This is a genomic window from Arenimonas composti TR7-09 = DSM 18010 (assembly GCF_000426365.1).
Lineage (GTDB): Bacteria > Pseudomonadota > Gammaproteobacteria > Xanthomonadales > Xanthomonadaceae > Arenimonas > Arenimonas composti.
On record NZ_AUFF01000002.1, the window covers coordinates 140,141 to 160,148 of the forward strand.

The window sequence follows — 20,008 nt, forward strand, 5'->3', positions numbered from 1 at the left end:
GGGAGCCATGCCGCACCGACCTTCGACCTTCCGCTACCGCGTCTACAACGGCCTGCTGCTGCTCGCGGTGGTGGTCGTCATGGGCACCTCGCTGATGTCGCTGCGCGCGACCAGCGAGCTGCAGGCGTCGGTGGAGCGGGCCAGCACCTCGCAGCAGGTGCTCGAGCAGATCCATCACTTCTGGGGCCTGCTGGGCGACAGCGAGTCGCACGGCCTGCGCTTCACGATCACCGGCAACGAGCAGTACCTCACCGAATTCCGCCACACCGTGCTCGAGATGGACGCGGCGCTGGACGAGCTGCAGGTGCTCACGGTCGACGATCCGCGGCAGTACGCCCTCGTCGGAACGCTGCGGCGCCTGCACCGCGAGCGCACCGAATACGGCGGCGTCACCCAGCAGCTGCGCCTGCGCGCGCTGCGCGGCGACGCCGCGGCGGGTGCCGAGGTGGAGGCGCGCATCCGCAGCGGGCGCGGGGCGCGCTTCCTGATCGAGATGAAGGAGGCCCGCGACGAGCTCGTGCGCGACGAGAACGCGCGCCTGGCCGAACGCAACGCATCGCGCAACCAGATGATCCAGCAGAACTGGGCGACGGTGCTGGTGGCCAACTGCCTGGCGCTGGTCGCCGGCCTGGTCGGCTATTCGTCGACCCGGCGCCTGCAGCGGCGGGCGCAGGAGGCCTATCGCGCCGAACTCCAGGCCGAGCAGGCGCGCCGCTCCAGCCACGACAAGTCGGTGTTCCTGGCCAGCATGAGCCACGAGATCCGCACGCCGATGAACGCGATCTTCGGCTTCGCCAACCTGCTCGCCGACTCGGTCACCGACCCGACCCAGGCCGAGCACGTCGCCGCGATCCGCAAGAGCGGGCAGGCCCTGCTGTCGCTGATCAACGACGTGCTCGACCTGTCGAAGATGGAGGCGGGCAAGCTCGAACTGCGCGAGGAACCGACCGACATCCGCGAGATCGTCGACCAGATCCTGACGATGTTCCGGCAGAACGCCTCGGCCCGCGGCATCGACCTGCGCGCCGAATTCGAGGGTCCGGTCGACCGGCCGCTGCTGGTGGACCCGGTGCGCCTACGCCAGGTGCTGATCAACCTCGTCAGCAACGCGGTCAAGTACACCGAGCGCGGCAGCGTCACCGTGCGCATCGTCTGCGTGCCCAGGAACGGCGTGTCGGCGGGCGGCGACGAGAGCGAATGCGACCTGCGCGCCGAGGTGGTCGACACCGGCACCGGCATCCCGGCGCACCAGCTCGGGGTGATCTTCGAGCCCTTCGAGCAGGGCGACAGCCCCGACGGCAAGTCGCGCGAGGGCACCGGTCTCGGCCTGAGCATCGCCCGCCGTCTGGCCGCGCTGATGGGTGGCTCGCTGCACGCCGAGAGCACGCTCGGCAGCGGCTCCCGCTTCGTGCTCGACGCCCCGGGCCGCAGGATCTGCGCCGATCCGGTGACGCAGCAGCCGACCTCCGGCCCGGCGATCGATTTCGACCGCTTGCCACCGCTGGACGTGCTGGTGGTGGACGACGTCGCCTGGAACCGCGATCTGGTCAGCGCCTACCTGCGCGGCAGCCACCACCGCGTGCGCCAGGCCGAAGATGGCCAGTTCGCCGTCGACGAGGTGCGCCGCGCGCGGCCCGATGTCGTGCTGATGGACCTGCGGATGCCGCGGATGTCGGGCGAGCAGGCCCTGCTGCAGATCAAGTCGGACCCCGAGAGCGCGCTGGTGCCGGTGATCGCGGTCACGGCCTCGAGCATGAGCAACGACGAGAACTGGCTGCGCAACCGCTTCGACGGCTACGTGCGCAAGCCGTTCTCGCGCGCCGACCTGTTCACCGCGCTGGCCGCGCATTTCGACGCGGCCCCGGCGCCGGGCACGTCGCCTGCCGTGGCCGAGGCGCCGGAACCGCTGTCGCCACTGCCAGGCCGCCCCGATCCGAAGGCGCTGGCGGCGCTGCAGCGCCTGTATGCCGACGAGGTGCCCTCGCTGCGGGCGCACCTGCGCATGCGCGAGGCCGGTGCCCTCGCCGAACGCCTCGCGCGCCTCGCCGCGGACCTCGACTGGCCGCGCCTGCAGGCGCACGCCGGGGAGCTCGCCGCCGCGGTCGAGGCCTTCGATGTCCCCGCGATCCGCAAACTGCTGGATGATTGCCCCATGCCCGAGAATCCCACCGATGAATGATTCCAGCCACGCCCTGGTGATGGTCGTCGACGACCAGGAAGCCAACGTCCGCACCGTCGGCGCCCTGCTGAGCCGGGCGGGCTTCGACGTCGCGCCCTGCTACAGCGGCGTCGAGGCGCTCGACCGGATCGCCGTCGGTCCGCCGGACCTGGTGCTGCTCGACATGCGCATGCCGGTGATGGACGGCTTCCAGGTGCTGGAGAAACTGCGTGCCGACCCGGCGACGCGCGAGTTGCCGGTGATCTTCCTGACCGCCGACCACGAGCGCGAATCGCTGGTGCGCGCCTTCGGCGCCGGCGCGGTGGACTACGTCACCAAACCCTTCGTGCCGGAGGAACTGCTGGCGCGGGTGCGCACCCATGCGGAACTGAAGATCGCCCGCGACCGCCTGTCGCGCCTGGCCGAGGAACGCCAGCAGAGCCTGGAGCTGATCGCCCACGACCTGCGCAACCACTTCACGAACGTGCTGTTCGCCTGCGACCTGATGTCCAACGAAAGCGTCGCCGCGACCCAGCGCGCACGCCTCGGCGAGAACATCCGCAGTTCGGCCAACGCCGGCCTGATGTTCCTGCAGGCCGTGCTCGACCAGGCCGCCGACGAGGCGCGCGGCGTCACGATGGAACCGCTGCCGGCGGCGCAGATGGCGCAGGAGTGCATCGACGCCTTCAGCGAGCACGCGGCCGGCAAGGCGATGCGCTTCGACCTGCGCCTCGACCGCCACCTGCTGGTCAAGGGCCAGCGCGCCGCCGTGCAGCATGTACTGCAGAACCTCGTCTCGAACGCGATCAAGTACGCGCCGCGCGAGAGCGTGATCACCGTCGCCGCCGTGCGCCACGAGGAGTTCGGACGCCTGCAGGTGATGGACCAGGGGCCCGGCGTCTCCAGCACCGACCAGGCGATGCTGTTCCGCCGCTTCGCGCCGCTGTCGAGCCAGACCACCGGCGGCGAGAAGTCGACCGGCCTGGGCCTGAGCCTCGCGAAGCAGAAGGCGAGGGCGATGGGCGGTGACCTCTGGTACGACCCGCGGCCCGGCGGCGGCGCGTGTTTCACCCTCGAGCTGCCGCGGGTCGACTGACCTCTCGCGACCCGGCAAGAAGAAGGGCGCCGCAAAGGCGCCCTTCCGGAAGCGATCGAAGAAGCGCGCGATCAGGTGCGGGTGTCTTCGGCCGCTTCCTCGATGCCCTCGCCGACTTCCTGGATGTCGCGGCCGGCGCCTTCGACGGTGTGGCAGGCGCCGAGGACGAACATCAGGCCGAGCAGGGTGGCGACGCCGAGCGTGCGGGTGGTCTTGTTCATGGGGGTGCTCCTGGTGACGTGGTGGGGCGGGGGAAGCGCGGTTCAGACGGCCTTGCGGCCGGTGAACAGCGAGATGACGAACAGCACGAGGAAGACGAAGAACAGGATCTTGGCGATGCCCGCGGCGGCGCCGGCGATGCCGCCGAAGCCGAGGATCGCGGCGATGATCGCGACGACGAGGAAGATGATCGTGTAGGACAGCATGGCGTTCTCCTGGAATGCGCAAGCGGAAGGCCGCGCTCACCAGGACGGTTACAAGTTCCATGCCAAGCACGAAACGTGCGCCGCGCCTCGTTTTCGCATCGGCGCCGCGCGAACGGAAAGGCGAAACGCAACTCCGCCGCCCCTCGCCACCATGCAGCCTGCAATCCCTCGCCGGCTCCGGACCCCGCGCTCTCACACGCCTTTCGCGCGCAGCGCGCGCAACCACTCGTTACTCGTTCCTCTCCCCTCTTCTCATCCTGTTGGCACGGGTCTTGCGAGCGTTCTCGCATCGCCGACGCAAGCCGCGTCCGCGAGTCCCCACACCACTGGAGTCCCCCACCATGAAGACCCCGATCATTTCCGCCCTCGCTTTCGCCCTGACCCTGTCGCTGGGCGCCTGCAAGCCCGAGTCCCCGGCCGAAGTCCAGGAGGACATGGCCGAAGCACGCGCCGACGCCGCACGCGAGATCGCCGACGAGCGCGAAGAACTGAACGACGCGATGCGCGACGCCAACGAGGAGATCGCCGACGAGTCCGTGCAGGGTGACCTGGACGGCCTGGCCGAGGCGCGCGCCGACGGCACCGAGGCGACCGCCGAAGAGCGCTACGACCTGCGCGTCGCCGAGGCCGAGGGCGTGCGCGACATCGAGAAGGAGCGCTGCGACGGCCTGGCCGACGGCCAGCGCGGTCCGTGCAACGACGCCGCCGATGCGGCCTTCGACATGGCGAAGGCGGCCGCGAAGGCCGAACTCGACGCGGCCCAGCAGAACGCCGACGCGATCCGCGACTCGAACTGACCGTCGTGCCGCCCCGCCCCCGCCGGCGCGGCGGCAGCGGAAAACCCGGTTTTCCCGAGGTCCGACGGACCCGTTCCCGCCCGGAACGGGTCCGTTCCCGTTGGAAGGCGAAAAAACCCGCGAAAAAACGCCCTTGCGTACTTGGCGGGCACGCGCAGTTGCCCTACATTCGCCCTGCCGGCCCCGCCCGGACACCCAATCACCCAACGAGCGACACGGGAAAACGAAGAATGGCTACCAAGAAGAAAGTTGCTGCGAAGAAGGCCGCCCCGAAGGCCGCCGCCAAGCCGATCAAGGAAGCGCTGAGCAAGTCGGGCCTGGTGGCGCACATCGCCGAAGGCACCGGCGTCGCGGCGAAGGACGTCCGCGCCGTGCTCGCTTCGCTCGAGAGCGCCGTGCACGCCTCGATCAGCAAGAAGGGCGCCGGCCAGTTCACCCTGCCGGGCCTGCTGAAGATCACCGCCGTCAACGTGCCGGCCAAGCCGAAGCGCAAGGGCATCAACCCGTTCACCAAGGAAGAGCAGTGGTTCGCCGCCAAGCCGGCCTCGGTGAAGGTCAAGGTGCGCCCGCTGAAGAAGCTGAAGGACGCCGCGGCCTGATCGCCGCTGCAATTCCTGTGTGCCCGGAGCGGGACGATCGCGAGATCGTCCCGTTCTGCTTTCAGGGCGTCGCGTAGACGCTCAGGCGCTGTTCGCCGATCTCGCGTTCGCCCAGCGACACCATGCCGAGCTTTTCGAGCAGCCTGCAGGAAGCGTCGTTTCCGGGGCTGACGATCGCCAGCAGCCGGTCCATCGCCAGCGCCGAGCGCGCATGCGCCAGCGTCGCCGCGGCCGCCTCGAGCGCGAACCCGCGCCCGCGGAAACGCGGCAGCCAGGCATAGCCGAGGTCCGGCGCCTCGAGCGTGTCGCGGCGGATCAGCCCGCAGATCCCGGCGGGCTCGCCGGTTTCCAGCAGCTCGCAGAGCCACAGTCCGTGGCCGTGACGGGCATAGCTGGCCTGCGGTCCGTCGCCGACATAGGCGCGCGCGCTGTCGAGGTCGCGCACGCCGCGGTCGCCGATGTGGCGCAGGAAATCCGGATCGGTCAGCAGCTCGAGCACGAACGGCGCATCGTCGGCGACCAGTTCGCGCAGGCGCAGGCGCGGCGTGCGCAGGATTTCCTTCAAGGCGGGGACATTCCGTCGAGGTCCGGAGTGAACACGGCGACGCGGTCACGGCCGCCGCGCTTGGCCGCGTACATCGCCGCATCGGCGCTGGCCAGCAGCTTGTTGAAGTCGAAGCCGGCGCGCAGGGTGTCGGCCACCCCGAAACTGCCGGAGATGCGGAAGTCGCGGCCGGTCGACTGCGTGTCGATCCGGTGCAGGGCCTCGCGGCATTTCTCGGCGAGCACGATGCCCTCCGCCGCGGTGGCGCCCGGCAGCAGCACCGCGAACTCCTCGCCGCCGATGCGCCCGAGCAGGTCGGCGCGGCGGATGCAGCCGCGACAGGCGTCCGCGACCTGGCGCAGCACCCAGTCGCCGACCCCGTGCCCGAAGCGGTCGTTGATCGACTTGAACTCGTCCAGGTCGAACATCACCATCGCCACCGCCTCGCCGTCGCGCTGGCAGCGGTCGAGCGTCAGTTCGGCGCTGCGGGTGAAGTGGTGGCGGTTGCTCGAGCGCGTCAGCGCGTCGAGCTCGGCCATGCGCCGGAACACCATCTGCGTGCGCTTGGTCTTCCACGCCCAGTAGACGATGACCGTCAGCAGCACCAGCAGTAGCGCGACCAGCAGCTGGGTGTTGCGCGCCGCCTGCTGCGCGACCTTCTGCTCGAGCTGCAGCAGCCGGTTCTGGTCGTCGAGGCGCTGGATCGTCCGGTTCTTCTCCTCGGTCTCCTGGCGCACCGCCTGGAAGGCGAGTTCGCGCGCCTTCACTGCGTCGAGATAGGCCTTGTCCGCCTGCGCGTAGCGGCGGTAGTGGTCGAACGCAGCGGCGAAATCGCCGCGTCGTTCCGCGACCCGGTACAGCGTTTCGTGCGCCTGCACCAGCGGCAGCGAGAACGCCATCTCCGAGCTGCGCGCGAGCGCCTCGCGGGCGTGCTGCGTCGCCCTGGCGTCGTCGCCGTTCTCGAAATACAGGCGGGCGAGCAGGGAATGCACCTCGCCGATCAGGCGCGGATAGCGGGTGCCCTCGATCGCCGCCAGGTTGTCCTCGAGGATCGCCATCGCCTCGGCACGGCCGCCCTGCTGCTCGTGCACGCGCGCGAGCAGGCTGCGCGAGAAGCTGGTGACGATGGTCTCGCCGAGCGCGTCGCAGGCGGCGATCGTTTCCTCGATCTCGGCCGGCGACGGTGGCCGGATCACGACGTCCGGCTCGGAGGCGAGGAAGTTCTGGTATTCGGCCTCGAGTTTCTGCTGGCCGGCGAAGCAGTGCGACCGCGGGTCGCGGCTCGCCACCAGCACGCGGTCGGCGTAATGGCTGGCGAGCGCGAACTGGCCGATCTGGGTGTACAGCGCGGAAGCCGCGAACCAGGCATGGCTGCGCAGTTCCGGGTCGGGGACGCGTTCGACCAGTTCCAGCGTGCGATCGAGCTGGCGCAGGCCCTCGGCGAAATCGCGGGTCGCCGCCAGCGAATTGACCGCGAGCGCGCCGGCGCGGAGGCGGATGCCGGGATCGTCGCTGGCCTCGAACAGGGTCCGCGCCTGCACGATCGCGTCGTCGAAGCGGCCGGAGTAGGCGAGCTCGTAGGCGCGCAGGTACTGCAGCTGCTCGAGCTGGTCGGCGGTGGCGCTGGCGGTGAGGGCTTCGACCTGGCGCAGGGTCGCACTGAATTCGCGCGGGTCGGAGCTGCGCAGCGCCTCGGCGCGATCGAGCAGCGCCTGCAGCGGTTCAGCGGAAGACGGCGGTACGACCGCCGCCGCCGAGGCGGCGGCGATCGCGAGGGCGAGCGCGATTCCGGTGACCTTCACCGTGGTCCGTCAGTGACGGATTTCCGCTTCCTTCTCTTCGCCGGGCTCGTCGGTCGGCTGGTCTTCCCCGTCCTTCTGCGGTTCGTCGTCGGCCGGGAACAGCGCGCAGATCATCTTCGGGCGGCCGCCGAGGCCGGCCGCGATCGTCGCGGCATCGCCGGACAGCAGCGCCATCCGCACGTCGTCGTCGAGCCCGGCGGCCTTCGCGGCGGCGGTGAACTCCTCGCCCTGCGCCGGCAGCACGGCGTCGCGGCCCATCGCTTCCAGGAATGCGATCACATTCGACATCAGGTTTTCCCCTTCGTTGGTCCAGCGTGGTGGAGCGGACTCACCCGGCCGCGTCGAGCGCGGCGAGGCGGGCGAGGATGTCCGGATTCTGCTGCAGTGGCCGCGCCGGCGGAAGCACCAGCGTCGACGCGAGGCTCAGCGCGGCCTGCGGCAGGTCGCGCAACGCCACCTGTTCGATCCGTGGGCGCTGGATCGGCAGCGTCGCCGCCTCGTAGATCGTGCACGGATGGTCCAGCGGGTAGTCGGCGGCGAGCACGTCGACGAGTACCTGCAGGTAGGCGGGGCCGGTGGCGAAGCGGCGGAAGCCGCGGTCGCCGGCGATCGCCGGCTGCCAGACCACCAGCCAGGCGCCCGGGTCCACCCGGCGCCGGTAGAACATCATCTGGCTGGCCTCGAAGTGCTGGCAGCCGGTCCGCCCGGGATCGATGCCGAGGTCGGCGTACAGGCAGTCCTCGGCGGAGACGCCCGGTTCCATCACCGCCTCGTAGCCCTCCGCGCGCGCCTGCTCGACCGCGCGGTGCGGGGCCAGCGCGAACACCCCGGGATGGCCGTAGAAGGCGCCGCAGACGCGTTGGCCGGCGCGCACTTCGGCGAGCATCACGCCGACCATCTCGCGGTAGGTGTCCTGGCGCGACTTCTCGCCGGATTCGCGGCCGTACAGCGGCTGCAGGCTGCGCACGTCCGGGTGCATCTCCTGCACCCACAGCTCGACCACCGGGTCGCTGACCGCGACGAACACGACGTCGGCGTTCTCGATGCGGCTGCGCGCCCGCGGCGTGATGTGGGCGCCGAGCGTCATGCCGACGCCGACGATCGCCAGGCTTCCCTTCGACTGCATGCGTGTCCCCATCCCGGAGCCGGCGAGCATAACCGCTGCGCGCTCAGCCGCGGTCGTGATTCCCGCGCGGGTAATGCCAGCGCCAGCGGCCGTCGTCGCCGTCGTCGACGCGGGTGAAGCCGGTCTTGCGCATCAGCCCGGCGGCGAGGGCGTGGTCGGCGGCGTGCGCGGTGTGCAGCCGGTCCAGGCCGAGGTCGTCGAAGGCATGCGGCAGCAGGGTCGTGATGGCCTCGGCGGCCCAGCCACGGTTCTGCGCATCCGGCGGCAGCATCACCCCGAGTTCGGCGCCGATCCGGCCCGCGGCATCGGCACGGGCATCCCAGTGCAGGCCGATCAGGCCGATCGCCGGACAACGCCGCGGCTGGATCACCCAGAAGCGCCGCCGTGGCGGCATCTCCCGGTTGAGCCGGCAGGCGGCGGCGAAGCTGCGCTCCAGGCTGGCGGCGTCGCCGGCAGCGCTGACGAAGCGCATCGTCGCCGGGTCGCCGTACAGGCGTGCATACAGGCCGCCGTCGCCGGCATCGAGCAGGCGCAGGCGCAGGCGCGGGCCCTCGAGGAAGGCGGCCACGGCTCAGTCGGCGCGTGCGGCGGCGAAACGCACGACGCCGAGGCCATCGGCGGCGCGGCGGTCGAACACCGCGTAACGGCCGGCGAACAGCGGCAGCCCCAGGATCGACTGCTTCGGGAAATGCGCCAGCTGGCGCATCAGCAGGCACATCGACTGGCCGTGCGCGAGCGCGTTGCGCGGCCAGTACGCGGCGCCGTGCACGCGCAGCACCGTGTCGCCACCGCCGGGCGCTTCCAGGCGCAGGCGCAGGTCGGGCCAGGCATGCGGGTCGATGCGTTCGTTGGCGACGCCGCCGTCGTGCGCCAGCGCCTGCTGCGCCTCGGCGACCAGTGACGGGAAGCGCGGATCGTGGCGCCCCAGCGCCGCGAGCACCGCGTCGTACACCGAGGCCTCCAGCACGAGGAAGCTGCTGCCGGTGTCGAGCAGGGCGTTGCTGTAGCGGCTGGCGAGGTCGGCGGGGTCGAGCGGCGGCACCGGGATCGGCGCCTCGCTGCCGACCTGCACCGCGCGCAGGTTCGCGTTGTAGTAGAGGTCGTGGAGGATGCGCACGTCGGCGAAGCCGCCGCGGTACAGGTGCTGCTGTTCGGCGCCGCCGCCGGCGACGAGGGCGCCGCGGTTCAGCGGGTCGGCCGCCTGCGCGTGCAGCGACACGCCGTCGCCGGCGACGTGGACCACGGCGCGCCCGGCGAGGAAGCCGAAGCGGTCGCGGACGACGTCGTGTTCCTCGAGCGCGCTGAGCGCCGGCACCAGGCTCGTGCGTGGCTGCCGGTGCAGGAAGTCGCGGAAGTTCGCCAGGTCGAGCGCGTGTCCCGAGTCGAAAGGCCACGGCCAGGTCAGCGGCGGATCGACGCCGTGCGCCTGCAGCAGCGTCGTCATGTCGTAGGCCGGGTCGAGGTCGCGGTAGGCGAGGCCGAGGATGCCGTCGGCGTGCCGGAACGGCGGATCGGCCGATTCGACCAGCGCGAACGCGGCGTCGTCGATCGTGCGCGCGTGCCGACCGCTGCCGAAGCCCAGCCAGGAGCGCAGCACCGGCCCGGCCCAGGCGCCGCCGCCGTAGCTGATCTCCTGCGCCAGCGCGGTCGGCGCCAGCGCCCGGTCGCGCTCCGGCGCGTAGCAGCGCGGCAGCACCGCCAGCGAGCTGCTGCCGGTGTCCAGCAGCACGTTCGCCGACCGCGCCTCGCTGCCGAGCCGGAGCTCGACGCTGTAGCCGCCCTGCGCGTACGCGAGCGTGGTCGCCAGCTCGACCTGCGGCTGTGCTGCCTGCGTCATCGGATCTCCCCTCTCCCCGGCGCGCACGATACCCGCGCGGCGGTGACGAAGGGTAATTGCGTGGCGCCGGGATTGGCGGCAGTGTGACGCCGTCCCCGATCCGTCGCCGCCGCCCGTGACCCGCGAATCCGACATCCTCGAGCGCCTTTACACCCTCAACGCGATCGGCGTCGCGCTGTCGACCGAACGCGACCTGCCGACCCTGCTCGAGCGCATCCTCGAGGCCGCGCGCGAGTTCACCCGCGCCGACGGCGGTACGCTCTATCGGGTCGAAGGCGACACCCTGGTCTTCGAGGTGCTGCGCAACGACACCCTCGGCGCGCGCATGGGCGGCCGCAGCGGCAGCCCGATCACCTTCGCGCCGATCCGCATGTACGGCGACGACGGCGCCGGCAACCATTCGATGGTGGTGGTGCACGCGGCGCTGACCGGCGAGACCGTCAACATCGCCGACGCCTACACCGCCGAGGGTTACGACTTCAGCGGCACCCGTGCCTTCGACGCCAAGACCGGCTACCGCTCGCAGTCGTTCCTGACCGTGCCGATGAAGGACCACGACGGCCGGGTGATCGGCGTGCTGCAGCTGATCAACGCCCGCGACGAGTCCGGCACCGTCCAGGCCTTCGACGAGCACGTGCAGCACCTGGTGGAGTCGCTGGCCTCGCAGGCGGCGATCGCGATCAACAACCGCCAGCTGATCGTCCAGCTCGAGCAACTGTTCGAGGCGCTGATCAACCTGATCAACACCGCGATCGACGAGAAGTCGCCCTACACGGGTGGCCACTGCGAACGCGTGCCGGCGCTGACGACCCTGCTCGCCGATGCGGTCGCGCGCACCGGCGACGGCCCGCTCGCCGACTTCACGATGACCGACGCCGACCGCTACGAGCTGAAGATCGCCGGCCTGCTGCACGACTGCGGCAAGATCACCACGCCGGTGCACGTGGTCGACAAGGCGACCAAGCTGCAGACGCTGTTCGACCGCATCGCCCTGGTCGACACCCGTTTCGAGGTGCTGCTGCGCGACGCCGAGATCGCCCACCTGAAGGGCGAGCTCGACGCCGACGCCTACGCGGCGCGTTGCGCCCAGCTTCGCGCCGACCGCGAGGCGGTGCGCGCGGCCAACACCGGCGGCGAGTTCATGAGCGACGAGAAGATCGCGGCGATGAAGCGAATCGCCGGCTACCGCTGGCGCGGCCCGGACGGCGCCGAGCGCGACTTCCTCGACGCCGACGAGCTCGAGAACCTGTGCATCCGCCGCGGCACGCTCAACGAGCAGGAGCGGCAGATCATCAACCACCACATCACGATGACGATCCGCCTGCTCGAGCAGCTGCCGTGGCCGGCGCACCTGCGCAACGTGCCCGAATACGCCGGCGGCCACCACGAGCGCATGGACGGCAAGGGCTATCCGCGCGGCCTGACCCGCGAGCAGATGAGCGTGCAGGCGCGGGTGATGGGCATCGCCGACATCTTCGAGGCGCTGACGGCCAGCGACCGGCCCTACAAGCCCGGCAAGACCCTCAGCGAATCGCTGACGATCCTCGGCCGGATGAAGCTCGACCACCACGTCGATCCGGACCTGTTCGACATCTTCATCCGCGAGAAGGTCTGGCTCGAATACGCGCGGCGCTTCCTGCCGGAATCGCAGATCGACGCGATCGACTGGACGAAGATCCCCGGCGTCTCGCCCGAGCTCGCCGCTGAACTCATGCGCGGCGACGCCCCTTGACACCCGGGGTCAACAACTGGGGTTAACAACTGGGGTCAGATTCCTGCGTTAAGACCGCAGATGATTGCTCGCGCGCACCAGGGGTTTCAGCGGTCTTAACGCAGGAATCTGACCCCAGTTGTTAACCCAGTTGTCAAGGCTTGGGGCGTTCGAGCCACCAGGCCAGGGCGGCCAGCAGCAGCCAGGCCAGCAGCCAGGGCCAGCGCGGGCCCGGTGTCGTCGTCGCGACCGCAGGCGCCGTGGCGGGGGCATTCGCGGCCAGTGCCAGGGTCGCTTCGCGGCGTTCGCTGGCCGCGAGGCCGGGCAGCTCATCCTCGCCGAGCACGTGGAAGGACGCCGTCGCGTCATCCGTCTGCAGCGCATGCCAGCCGGCGGCCACCGGCCAGAATCCCGCGCAGCCCGCGGCCGTCGCATCGGCCAGCAGCGCGGTCTCGCCGCCGTCGGGGGCGATGATCCGCGCCTCCGCGGGCAAATCGCAGAACACGGCACGCTCGCCGACGCGCGCGAAGACGGGCACCGCCGGCAACGCCCCGCCACGCGCCCGCGCCAGCGTCGTGACCGCGTGCGCCCACAGCTCGCCGTGCATGTCGCCGTGACCGGCGAGCTGCAGACGGAAACTCGCGCCGAGATTCCACAGCGCGACGCGCCCGCGCCCCTCGGCCCGCCATAGGGCGAGGGGTTCGCCCGCGGCGTCGGCCTGCAACAAGGCGCCATCGGCAGCGGCCAGGCGCAGTGGCCGCCGCGTCGGCTTCACCGCAGCGGCGCCGGCTCCGGGCAGATCGACCTCGCGTGGGAGGGCCGCCGGCATGAGCTCGAAACCCCAGTCGCGCAGGCCCGCGCGCTCGCTCTCCGTCGGCTCCGCGGTGAGCCGCAGCAGCACGCCGAGGCCGTCGCGTACCGCCGCCCGCAGCGTCTCGCGCCCGCCCGGGCCGAGCGCCGACCAGCGGCGGTCGTCGAGGATCAGCAGGTCGATCTCGGCGAGCTGGGCCGCGGTCGGGCTGCCGGCGAAATCGCCGACTTCCACACCGCCGCCGAGGCTGGCCTGGCGCCCGAGCGCGAGCCCGGCGTCGAGCGCCCAGCGGCGCAGGTACTTGCTCTCGGGGTCGATGCCGCCGGCGAGCACGAGCAGGCGCAGCGGGGCGCCGGCCTCGACCTGCAGCGGCAGGTTCGCCGTCTCGACGACCTCACCGCCGGCATCGCGCCGGCGCAGCGTCCAGTCGGAGTGCCCCGGGAAGCCGGCCGTCGCGGTCAGCGCGAATTCGCCGGTGGCATCGAGCGTTCGGCTCGCCACCACCGCACCGGCGGGATCGCGCAGTTCGAGCGTCCCGCCGGCGCCCCCCTCGACGCGCCCGCGGACCGTCCAGCGCCGGCCCGCCGCGATCCGCGCCGGCATCCGCAGTTCGACCAGCCCGGCCGGCAGCGCCGCCGGTTCGAAGTGCAGCGGCAGGCCCGCGGCGGCATCGCGGTCGCGGGCCGGCAGGCCGCTGCCGACGATGCGCAGCGCGCGCGCCTCCGGGTGGCGACGCAGGGCGCTGCCGAGGTCGGGCACGTGCAGCGCGGCGGGAAAGGCCGCGGCCGCCTCCGGCAGCGCCACGAGCCGTTCGCCGTCGCCGGCCGCCAGCGACGCCGGCGCGCCGGCGGTCGCGACCACCAGGCGCAGCGGCGCCACGGCGTTCGGCGGCGGCATCAGCACCGGCCACAGCAGTGCCGCCAGCGCGAACGGCGCCAGCACGAGCAGCAGGCGCCGCGGCAGACCGTCACCGCGCCGCCGTGCCGACCACCCGGCCCGCAGCGCCGCCAGCGAGGCGATCGCCGCGAGCAGCCCGGCGAGCAGCGACGGCGTGAGCACCAGCTCCCTCATTCGCCGTCCTCCGTCGCGGTGTCGTCGGCGGCCGCGGCGCCGCGCGCGAGCGCATCGAGCCAGGCGCCACCGGCCGCATCCGCCGCCGGCCGCGCCGTCGGCGCCGGCACCGCCCTCGGCAGCAGCGGCCACAGGCGCATGCGCAGGTCTTCGGCGCAGCGCGTGCAGTCGGGCTCGGCACGCAGCATCGCCAGCGCCGCGAGCAGGTCGACCGGTTCGGCGACCGCATCCGGATGCACGTCGATCCAGACCGCGAAGTCGTCGAGGACCGCCACCGGCACCGGCAGCGTCGCCGCCGCCTGCCAGAGGTCGAGCGCCGGCGACGGCGCGACGTCCGCGGCACGCAGGCCGTCGCGGCGGCTGCCGATGCCGGCGCGGTCGCCGGTCATGCGCCGCGCCGGATCGATCGGCGGCAATTCCAGCCCCACGCGCGCCAGATAGATGCGCGAGGCCTGCTGCACGCGCTTGATGAAGTCGAGCGCGCGGTACTGGTGCGGCAGCGCGTCGCGCGGATCGCCGCTGCGCAGTTCGCGCTCCGACTGCCACATCGCATCCAGCGCCTGCTTCAGGATCGCCCGTGTCTCCGGGTCGAGCAGGGTCGCGGCCTCGGCGTCGTCGTGGGTGTGGCCGTAGGCGGCCACCACGTCGCCGGCGGCGCCGAAACCGTCGCCGCCGTCGGCACCGTGGCCATCGTCGTCGGCATGCGCGTCCGCGCCGCCGACGTCGCGGCCGCCGTCGTTCTCCTCGCCGAGGAATTCGCCGTAGCGCATGCGCAGGATGCGCTGGTCGACGCCGATCGCGTCGGCGCGCTGGCTGAAGCGCTCCGCCGGCAGCCGTGGCCGTTCCGCGAGCAGGGCTTCGGTGTCGATGATGATCTGCCGCTGGCTGCGGAAGTAGGCCGGCAGCGCCCGTCGCACCAGGCCTTCCATGCCGACCGATTCGTCGCCGGCCGGCGGCGGCCAGCGCAGGATCACGCTGGCGCTGCGGCTGCGCTGCGGCGCCGGCCGGCCGGCGGCGTCGTGGCGGCGGTCCGCGACCTCGAGGCGGACGATCAGGTCGTCGCCCTCGGCCATGCCGAGCGTGGCGAGGTCGAGCGTCGTCGCGTAGCGGCGCTGGCGACCGTCGCCCTCGCCACGGATCGGCAGCGTACGTTCGCTGACCGCGACCTGTTCGCCGCTGCCCTTGGTCATCGTCAGGCGCAGGCGGGCGTCGCCGAGGCCGTGGTCGTCCTCGGCGGCGAACTCCAGCGTCCAGCCGCGCTGCCCTTCGGCGCGCAGGCTCAGGTTGCGGTCGGGGGCCAGCACGCGCACCCGCGGCGGGCGGTCCGGGATCGGTTGCAGGCGGTGCAGGGTGGTGTCCTCGTAGGGCAGCGCGCCGTCGACCGCGATGCGGTAGAGGGTCGGTCGTTCCAGCGGGAGTTCGCCGGTCCAGGCTTCACCGTCGAACTGCAGCGGCAGCGTGCTGCCGTCATGCAGGGCCAGCGCGACCGCCTCCGGCTGCGGCGACAGGTGCAGCCGCCAGCGCAGCGTGCTACCGGCCGGCGTGGTGGTCGACAGGCCGTCGCTGGCCGTCGTCGGCATCCCGGTATACGGCGGCGGCGCCACCGTCAGTTCGGCGGCGACCAGCAGCGTCACCGTCGGCGCGTCGCTGCCTGGGGTGGCGGCGACGGTTTCCGCCGGCGTCTGCGCGGCGGACGGCCAGTACAGCGCGGCCAGCGCGAGCGCGGCGGCGAACCATGCGAGGGCGATGCCACGCACCGGCCAGGCCGGACGCAGGTCGCGCGCCGGCGAAGCCGCGAGCAGGGCTTCGAGGCGCTCGCGTTGCAGGCGCTGCAACGGCCCGAGCGCAGCACCGGCGGCGAACAGCAGGTCGGCGCTGTCTTCGAAGGCCGGATCGGTGTCGAGGCGACGCGCGAAGTGCCTTGCCGTCAGCCGTGCGATCCGCGCACGCAGCGCGAAGGCGGCGAGGGCGATCACGACGGCCGCCGCCGCGATCGCCGCCGCGCGACCGGCGAACGCCGCGGCCACCAGTACCGCCGCGACGAGTACCGGCAGCCAGCCCGCCAGCGTCGCCACGAGCGCGCGGCGGCGGGCCGCGCGGATCGCGGCGCGCAAGGCCGCCGGCGCGCCGGTATCGACGGCGCTCACGCGGCCTCCCGCTGTCGCCGCCCGCTCGCGAGCCAGCGTTCGAGCGCGAACAGCGCCAGCACCAGCGCGATCAGCCCGCCGTCGAGCGGCACCGGCGGTGGCGATGGCGGCGGGCCGCCGGTCCGTGGCGCCACGCGGGCGGCGTCGGCCATGGTCGGCGCTGGCGCCGAAGCCTGCAGGGCAGTGCGCAGCCGCTGCGGGAAATCGGCCTGAAGCAGTTCCGGCAGCGTGTCCGGACGCAACGGCCGCTGCCACTGCAGCACGCGACCGGCGCCGTGGCCGGCGGCGCGCAGCAACACGCGGCCGTCGTCGGCGCGCCAGGCGTTCGCGCCTTCGATCCGCAAGGGCCAGGCGACATCGCTCGCCAGCAGCGCGGTGCTGCCGGCAGCAATGCGTTCGGCGAGCGCGGCATCGGCCGTATCGGTTTCGACGATCCGCGGCGGCCGCTCGCCGGCGAGCACGCGCAGCGCCGCGCGCAACCAGCGGCGCTGCGCCGGTTCGCCGACCAGCTCGATCTCCGCGGGCAGCGGTGCGGCGGGCGCGGTGGTCGGCGCTTCCGAATCACCGGCGGGATTCGGGGCGACCCGCCAGTCGACCGCACGCGCCAGCCGCGGCCGCTCGCCGTCGCCACCGGCGAGCCGCGCCGGCACGTGCACCACCAGCGGCGTGCCGGCCGGCAGCGCCGCATCGAGTTCGCGCAGCAGGCTGAAGGGCGGCAGTGCCGAAGCGACCTCGGGCGCCGGCGCGGCCAGCGAGGGAAAGTCGGGCGCCAGCCAGACGGCGGCCGCATCGTCGCGGACGAGGCCCGCCGGCAGCGCTCCGGCGAGCGCCGGATGCACCGCGGTCACCGCCGACGCCGGCGCAGCGCGCTCGCGCACCGGCATCGCCAGCAGCAGCGCCAGCGCCGCGAGCAGGGCGAGCCGGGCCAGCAGCAGCGGGATCTCCTCGAAGCGCAGGCGCTGCCGCGGCCGCAGCTTCGCGCCGAGCCAGCGCAGCGCCGCGAAGTCGACCGGCTGCTGCTGTTGCCGCCGCGCCAGGTGCAGCAGCAGCGGCAGCGCCCAGGCGGCGAGCGCGAGCTGGCCGAGCGGCAGCAGCAGGCTCATCCGCGCTCCCCGGCCATCGGTGCGAACAGCCGGCGCAGCGGCGCGTCGAGCGGGGCGTCGAGCCAGTGTTCGACATGGCGCACGCCGGACGCCGCCAGCCGCGCCGCGAGTTCGCCGCGGGCGACGGCGAAGCGGGCGAGGAAATCGTCGCGTGCGGCGGCACCGTCGCTGATCCGTTCGGCGCCGCTTTCGGGATCGCGGAAGCGATGGCCACCGCGGAACGGGAAGTCGCGCTCGTCGGCGGTGAGCAACTGGATGTTCAGCACTTCGCGTCGGGCCGCGGACAGGCGCTCCATCAGCGCGACCGCGCCTTCGTCGAAGTCGTCGGACAACACGATCACCAGCTGGCCGGCGCCGATGCGTTCCCACAGCGGGCGCAGTGCCGTCTCCGGCGGCCAGCCGCCGCCGGCGCGCAGCGCAAGCAGCGCATGGGTGGCGCGGTCACGCGCGCGCGCACCGGCGTCGGCGGGCAGCAGCAGCTGCAGCCCCTCGCCGCCGACCACCGCGAGGCCGCAGCGGTCGCCCTGGGCCAGCGCCAGTTCGAACACGCAGGCGGCGAGGGCGCGGCCGACGTCGAGGCGGCTGCGCGGGTCGCGCGCGCTGCTGCGCTGGCCCATCGATGCGCTGGCGTCGAGTACGACCCAGGCGGTCAGCGGGCTGTCGCGCTCGGCCTCGCGCACGAAGAAACGGTCGGAGCGCGCGTACAGCTTCCAGTCGATCTGCCGCAGCTCGTCGCCGGGTTCGTAGGCGCGGTACTGGGCGAATTCGAGGCCGGCGCCGCGGCTGCGGCTGCGGTGCTGGCCGAAGCCGTCGCCACCGGCGGCGCGGCGGCCGGCCAGGCGCAGCGTGCGCAGGCGCGCCCGCACCTCGGCCGGGATCAGCGTTTCCGCCGCCATCGTGGCTTCAGCCCGCCGGCGGCGGACAGGTGCGCAGCAGGGCCGCGATCACGTCGTCGGCGGAGCGCTGCTCGGCTTCGGCGGCGAACGAAAGCAGCAGGCGATGGCGCAGCACCGGCGCGGCCAGCGCGGCGATGTCCTCGCGCGTCGCGGCGAAACGGCCGTGCAGCAGCGCCCGCGCCTTCGCCGCCAGCACCAGCGACTGGCCGGCACGCGGGCCGGCGCCCCAGCGCACGTACTGGGCGATCTCCTTCGGCGCGTCCGGTCCCGGCCGGGTCGCGCGTACGAGGCGGGCGATCCAGTCGAGCAGGTCGGCGCCGAGGTGCACTTCGCGGACCCGCGCCTGCAGCGCGATCACCTCGTCGGCATGCATCACCGTCGGCACCACGGCGTGCTGGCTGCCGGTGGTCTGCTCGATGATCGCGCGCTCCTCGTCGAGGCTCGGGTAGTCGACGCGCACGTGCAGCAGGAAGCGGTCGAGCTGCGCTTCCGGCAGCGGATAGGTGCCGGCCTGCTCGAGCGGGTTCTGCGTCGCCAGCACGAAGAAGGGTTTCGGCAATTCGCGGGTCACGCCGGCCTGGCTGACGGTGCGTTCCTGCATCGCCTCCAGCAGCGCCGCCTGGGTCTTCGGCGGCGTGCGATTGAGCTCGTCGGCGAGCAGCAGGTTGGTGAACACCGGCCCGGGCTGGAACTTGAAGTGGCGGTGGCCGGTGCCGTGGTCCTCCTCGAGGATCTCGGTGCCGAGGATGTCGCTGGGCATCAGGTCCGGGGTGAACTGCACGCGCCGGCTCTGCAGGTCCAGCGCCTGCCCCAGCGTGCGCACCAGCAGCGTCTTGCCCAGCCCGGGCACGCCCTCGAGCAGGCAGTGCCCACCGGCGAACAGGCCGATCAGCAACTGCTCGACGACCTCGTGCTGGCCGACGATGGCCTGGGCGATGGCGGCGCGCAGTGGCGCGACTTTGGCGAGCTGTTGCTGCACGTCGGGGGCGGTCATGTTCATCTGGCTGGAAGGATAGGAAGTAGTGGATAGGAAATAGGAAATAGCGGGCAAAGGCGGCTGGCGTCGCGTGCGAAACGTCCCGGCCCACCGCAAGGCTCGCTATTTCCTATTTGTTATCCCCTACTTGCCTTCAAGCTCCGCCCTTCACGCAGTAAGAGCATAGACGACGATATTCACCGCGAACTTCGTATTGTCCTCCGCCAGCCACCGCTTGTTCCGCCAGTCGTAGTCCCACTCGCAGCCGTAGTCCTTGTTGCTGTAGAGCACGCCGAGGCGGCCGTCGATCTCGATGCCCTTGAGGTAGTCGTGCACGAGGTCGTCGCCCCAGCCGTTGAGTTCGTAGCTGGTGGCCGGCGGGCCGTCGAAGCGGAAGAAGCTGGAATAGACAGGGTGGCGGTCGGGCAGCTTCTGCAGTGCCCGGGAGCCGAAGATCGCCGCCATCTGCTCCTCGAACGATCGCGCGAACAGGCCGTCGATGTCGTGGTTGCAGTCGTCGACGAAGACGAAGCCGCCGTTGCGCACGTAGCGCTCGAAGTTGCGCCGCTCGTCGTCGTTGAACTCGACCAGCTTGTGCCCGGCCAGGTAGCAGAACGGCGCCTCGAGCATGCGCGGATCGGCCAGCGCCAGCACGTGTTCCTTCGGGTCGACGCGCAGGCGGGTGTACTGCAGCAGCGCGTCGATCAGGTTGGCCGGCATGCGCTGGTCGACGTCCCAGTCGCCGCTGTCGTACATCAGGCGGGTGAACCAGAAGTCGTAGTCCTCCGCTGCGCTGCCTGCTGTAGGAGCGGCTTCAGCCGCGATGCCTTTGCGCGGGAAGAGCATCGCGGCTGAAGCCGCTCCTACGGTGGCGGCGGCGAGGCGGCGGAGGAAATCGCGGCGGGCGAC

The 20,008-nt window shown here is 72.2% G+C and carries 19 protein-coding genes; 5 read left to right on the plus strand and 14 right to left on the minus strand.

Features of this window, described 5'->3' with window-relative positions; all coding sequences use genetic code 11:
* Positions 1–7 precede the first annotated feature (7 nt).
* A complete protein-coding gene (locus K311_RS17505; RefSeq protein ID WP_026816399.1) occupies positions 8–2,179 on the plus strand; it encodes an ATP-binding protein in 2,172 nt (723 codons plus the stop codon).
* On the plus strand, positions 2,172–3,254 hold the full coding sequence (locus tag K311_RS18320; protein ID WP_026816400.1) for a hybrid sensor histidine kinase/response regulator: 1,083 nt from the start codon (positions 2,172–2,174) through the stop codon (positions 3,252–3,254). Before K311_RS17505 ends, K311_RS18320 begins: the two co-directional genes overlap by 8 nt.
* A 71-nt stretch (positions 3,255–3,325) precedes the next feature.
* Here K311_RS18320 and K311_RS18010 read toward each other — a convergent pair whose 3' ends face one another.
* Both K311_RS18010 and K311_RS18015 read right to left on the minus strand, forming a co-directional pair.
* Positions 3,326–3,475 (minus strand): entericidin A/B family lipoprotein, encoded by a 150-nt coding sequence (locus K311_RS18010; RefSeq protein ID WP_081683276.1) that lies wholly within the window; start codon positions 3,473–3,475, stop codon positions 3,326–3,328.
* 42 nt (positions 3,476–3,517) lie between these two features.
* Positions 3,518–3,679, minus strand: a complete 162-nt coding sequence (locus K311_RS18015) for a DUF1328 family protein (RefSeq protein WP_026816401.1) — start codon at positions 3,677–3,679, stop codon at positions 3,518–3,520.
* A 341-nt stretch (positions 3,680–4,020) separates the two neighbouring features.
* Between K311_RS18015 and K311_RS17510 the strand changes: the two genes are divergently transcribed.
* A complete protein-coding gene (locus tag K311_RS17510) occupies positions 4,021–4,476 on the plus strand; it encodes a hypothetical protein (protein ID WP_026816402.1) in 456 nt (151 codons plus the stop codon).
* A 230-nt stretch (positions 4,477–4,706) separates the two neighbouring features.
* Positions 4,707–5,075 (plus strand): HU family DNA-binding protein, encoded by a 369-nt coding sequence (locus tag K311_RS0104940; RefSeq protein ID WP_026816403.1) that lies wholly within the window; start codon positions 4,707–4,709, stop codon positions 5,073–5,075.
* 61 nt (positions 5,076–5,136) lie between these two features.
* On the opposite strand, the gene K311_RS0104945 is transcribed toward K311_RS0104940, so the two are convergent.
* From K311_RS0104945 to K311_RS15390, 6 genes are read right to left on the minus strand one after another with little or no spacing between them, the layout of a single operon-like run.
* Positions 5,137–5,640, minus strand: coding sequence for a GNAT family N-acetyltransferase (locus K311_RS0104945; RefSeq protein WP_211223628.1), 504 nt, complete (start codon positions 5,638–5,640; stop codon positions 5,137–5,139).
* Positions 5,637–7,421, minus strand: a complete 1,785-nt coding sequence (locus tag K311_RS0104950; RefSeq protein WP_026816405.1) for a tetratricopeptide repeat-containing diguanylate cyclase — start codon at positions 7,419–7,421, stop codon at positions 5,637–5,639. The genes K311_RS0104945 and K311_RS0104950 overlap by 4 nt, the downstream gene beginning before the upstream one ends.
* Before the next feature lie 9 nt (positions 7,422–7,430).
* Positions 7,431–7,709, minus strand: a complete 279-nt coding sequence (locus K311_RS0104955) for a hypothetical protein (RefSeq protein ID WP_026816406.1) — start codon at positions 7,707–7,709, stop codon at positions 7,431–7,433.
* 40 nt (positions 7,710–7,749) lie between these two features.
* Positions 7,750–8,547 carry an SAM-dependent methyltransferase gene (locus K311_RS0104960; RefSeq protein ID WP_026816407.1) on the minus strand — a complete coding sequence of 266 codons (798 nt, stop codon included), beginning with the start codon at positions 8,545–8,547 and terminating at the stop codon, positions 7,750–7,752.
* Between the two features lie 43 nt (positions 8,548–8,590).
* Complete coding sequence (locus tag K311_RS0104965; RefSeq protein WP_026816408.1) at positions 8,591–9,115, minus strand: GNAT family N-acetyltransferase; 525 nt, start codon at positions 9,113–9,115, stop codon at positions 8,591–8,593.
* 3 nt (positions 9,116–9,118) lie between these two features.
* The gene (locus tag K311_RS15390; protein ID WP_043797774.1) at positions 9,119–10,384 is read right to left on the minus strand and encodes a pepsin-like aspartic protease; all 1,266 of its coding nucleotides are present in this window, start codon (positions 10,382–10,384) and stop codon (positions 9,119–9,121) included.
* A gap of 115 nt (positions 10,385–10,499) precedes the next feature.
* On the opposite strand from K311_RS15390, the gene K311_RS15395 reads away from it, so the two are divergent.
* On the plus strand, positions 10,500–12,116 hold the full coding sequence (locus K311_RS15395) for an HD domain-containing phosphohydrolase (protein ID WP_043797772.1): 1,617 nt from the start codon (positions 10,500–10,502) through the stop codon (positions 12,114–12,116).
* Between the two features lie 133 nt (positions 12,117–12,249).
* Here the strand turns inward: K311_RS15395 and K311_RS0104980 are convergent, their stop codons facing one another.
* From K311_RS0104980 to K311_RS0105005, 6 genes are all read right to left on the minus strand, one after another.
* Entirely contained in the window at positions 12,250–13,977 is a 1,728-nt protein-coding gene (locus K311_RS0104980; protein ID WP_051239513.1) for a hypothetical protein, read from the minus strand.
* Complete coding sequence (locus tag K311_RS15400; RefSeq protein ID WP_051239514.1) at positions 13,974–16,124, minus strand: DUF4175 family protein; 2,151 nt, start codon at positions 16,122–16,124, stop codon at positions 13,974–13,976. Before K311_RS15400 ends, K311_RS0104980 begins: the two co-directional genes overlap by 4 nt.
* Positions 16,121–17,227: a BatA domain-containing protein gene (locus tag K311_RS0104990; RefSeq protein ID WP_026816410.1), complete on the minus strand. Its 1,107-nt coding sequence runs from the start codon at positions 17,225–17,227 to the stop codon at positions 16,121–16,123. The genes K311_RS15400 and K311_RS0104990 overlap by 4 nt, the downstream gene beginning before the upstream one ends.
* Entirely contained in the window at positions 17,224–18,123 is a 900-nt protein-coding gene (locus tag K311_RS0104995; protein ID WP_026816411.1) for a DUF58 domain-containing protein, read from the minus strand. The genes K311_RS0104990 and K311_RS0104995 overlap by 4 nt, the downstream gene beginning before the upstream one ends.
* A gap of 7 nt (positions 18,124–18,130) precedes the next feature.
* Positions 18,131–19,117, minus strand: coding sequence for an AAA family ATPase (locus K311_RS0105000; protein WP_026816412.1), 987 nt, complete (start codon positions 19,115–19,117; stop codon positions 18,131–18,133).
* A 150-nt stretch (positions 19,118–19,267) separates the two neighbouring features.
* Complete coding sequence (locus K311_RS0105005) at positions 19,268–19,945, minus strand: DUF4159 domain-containing protein (protein WP_026816413.1); 678 nt, start codon at positions 19,943–19,945, stop codon at positions 19,268–19,270.
* Positions 19,946–20,008 lie beyond the last annotated feature (63 nt).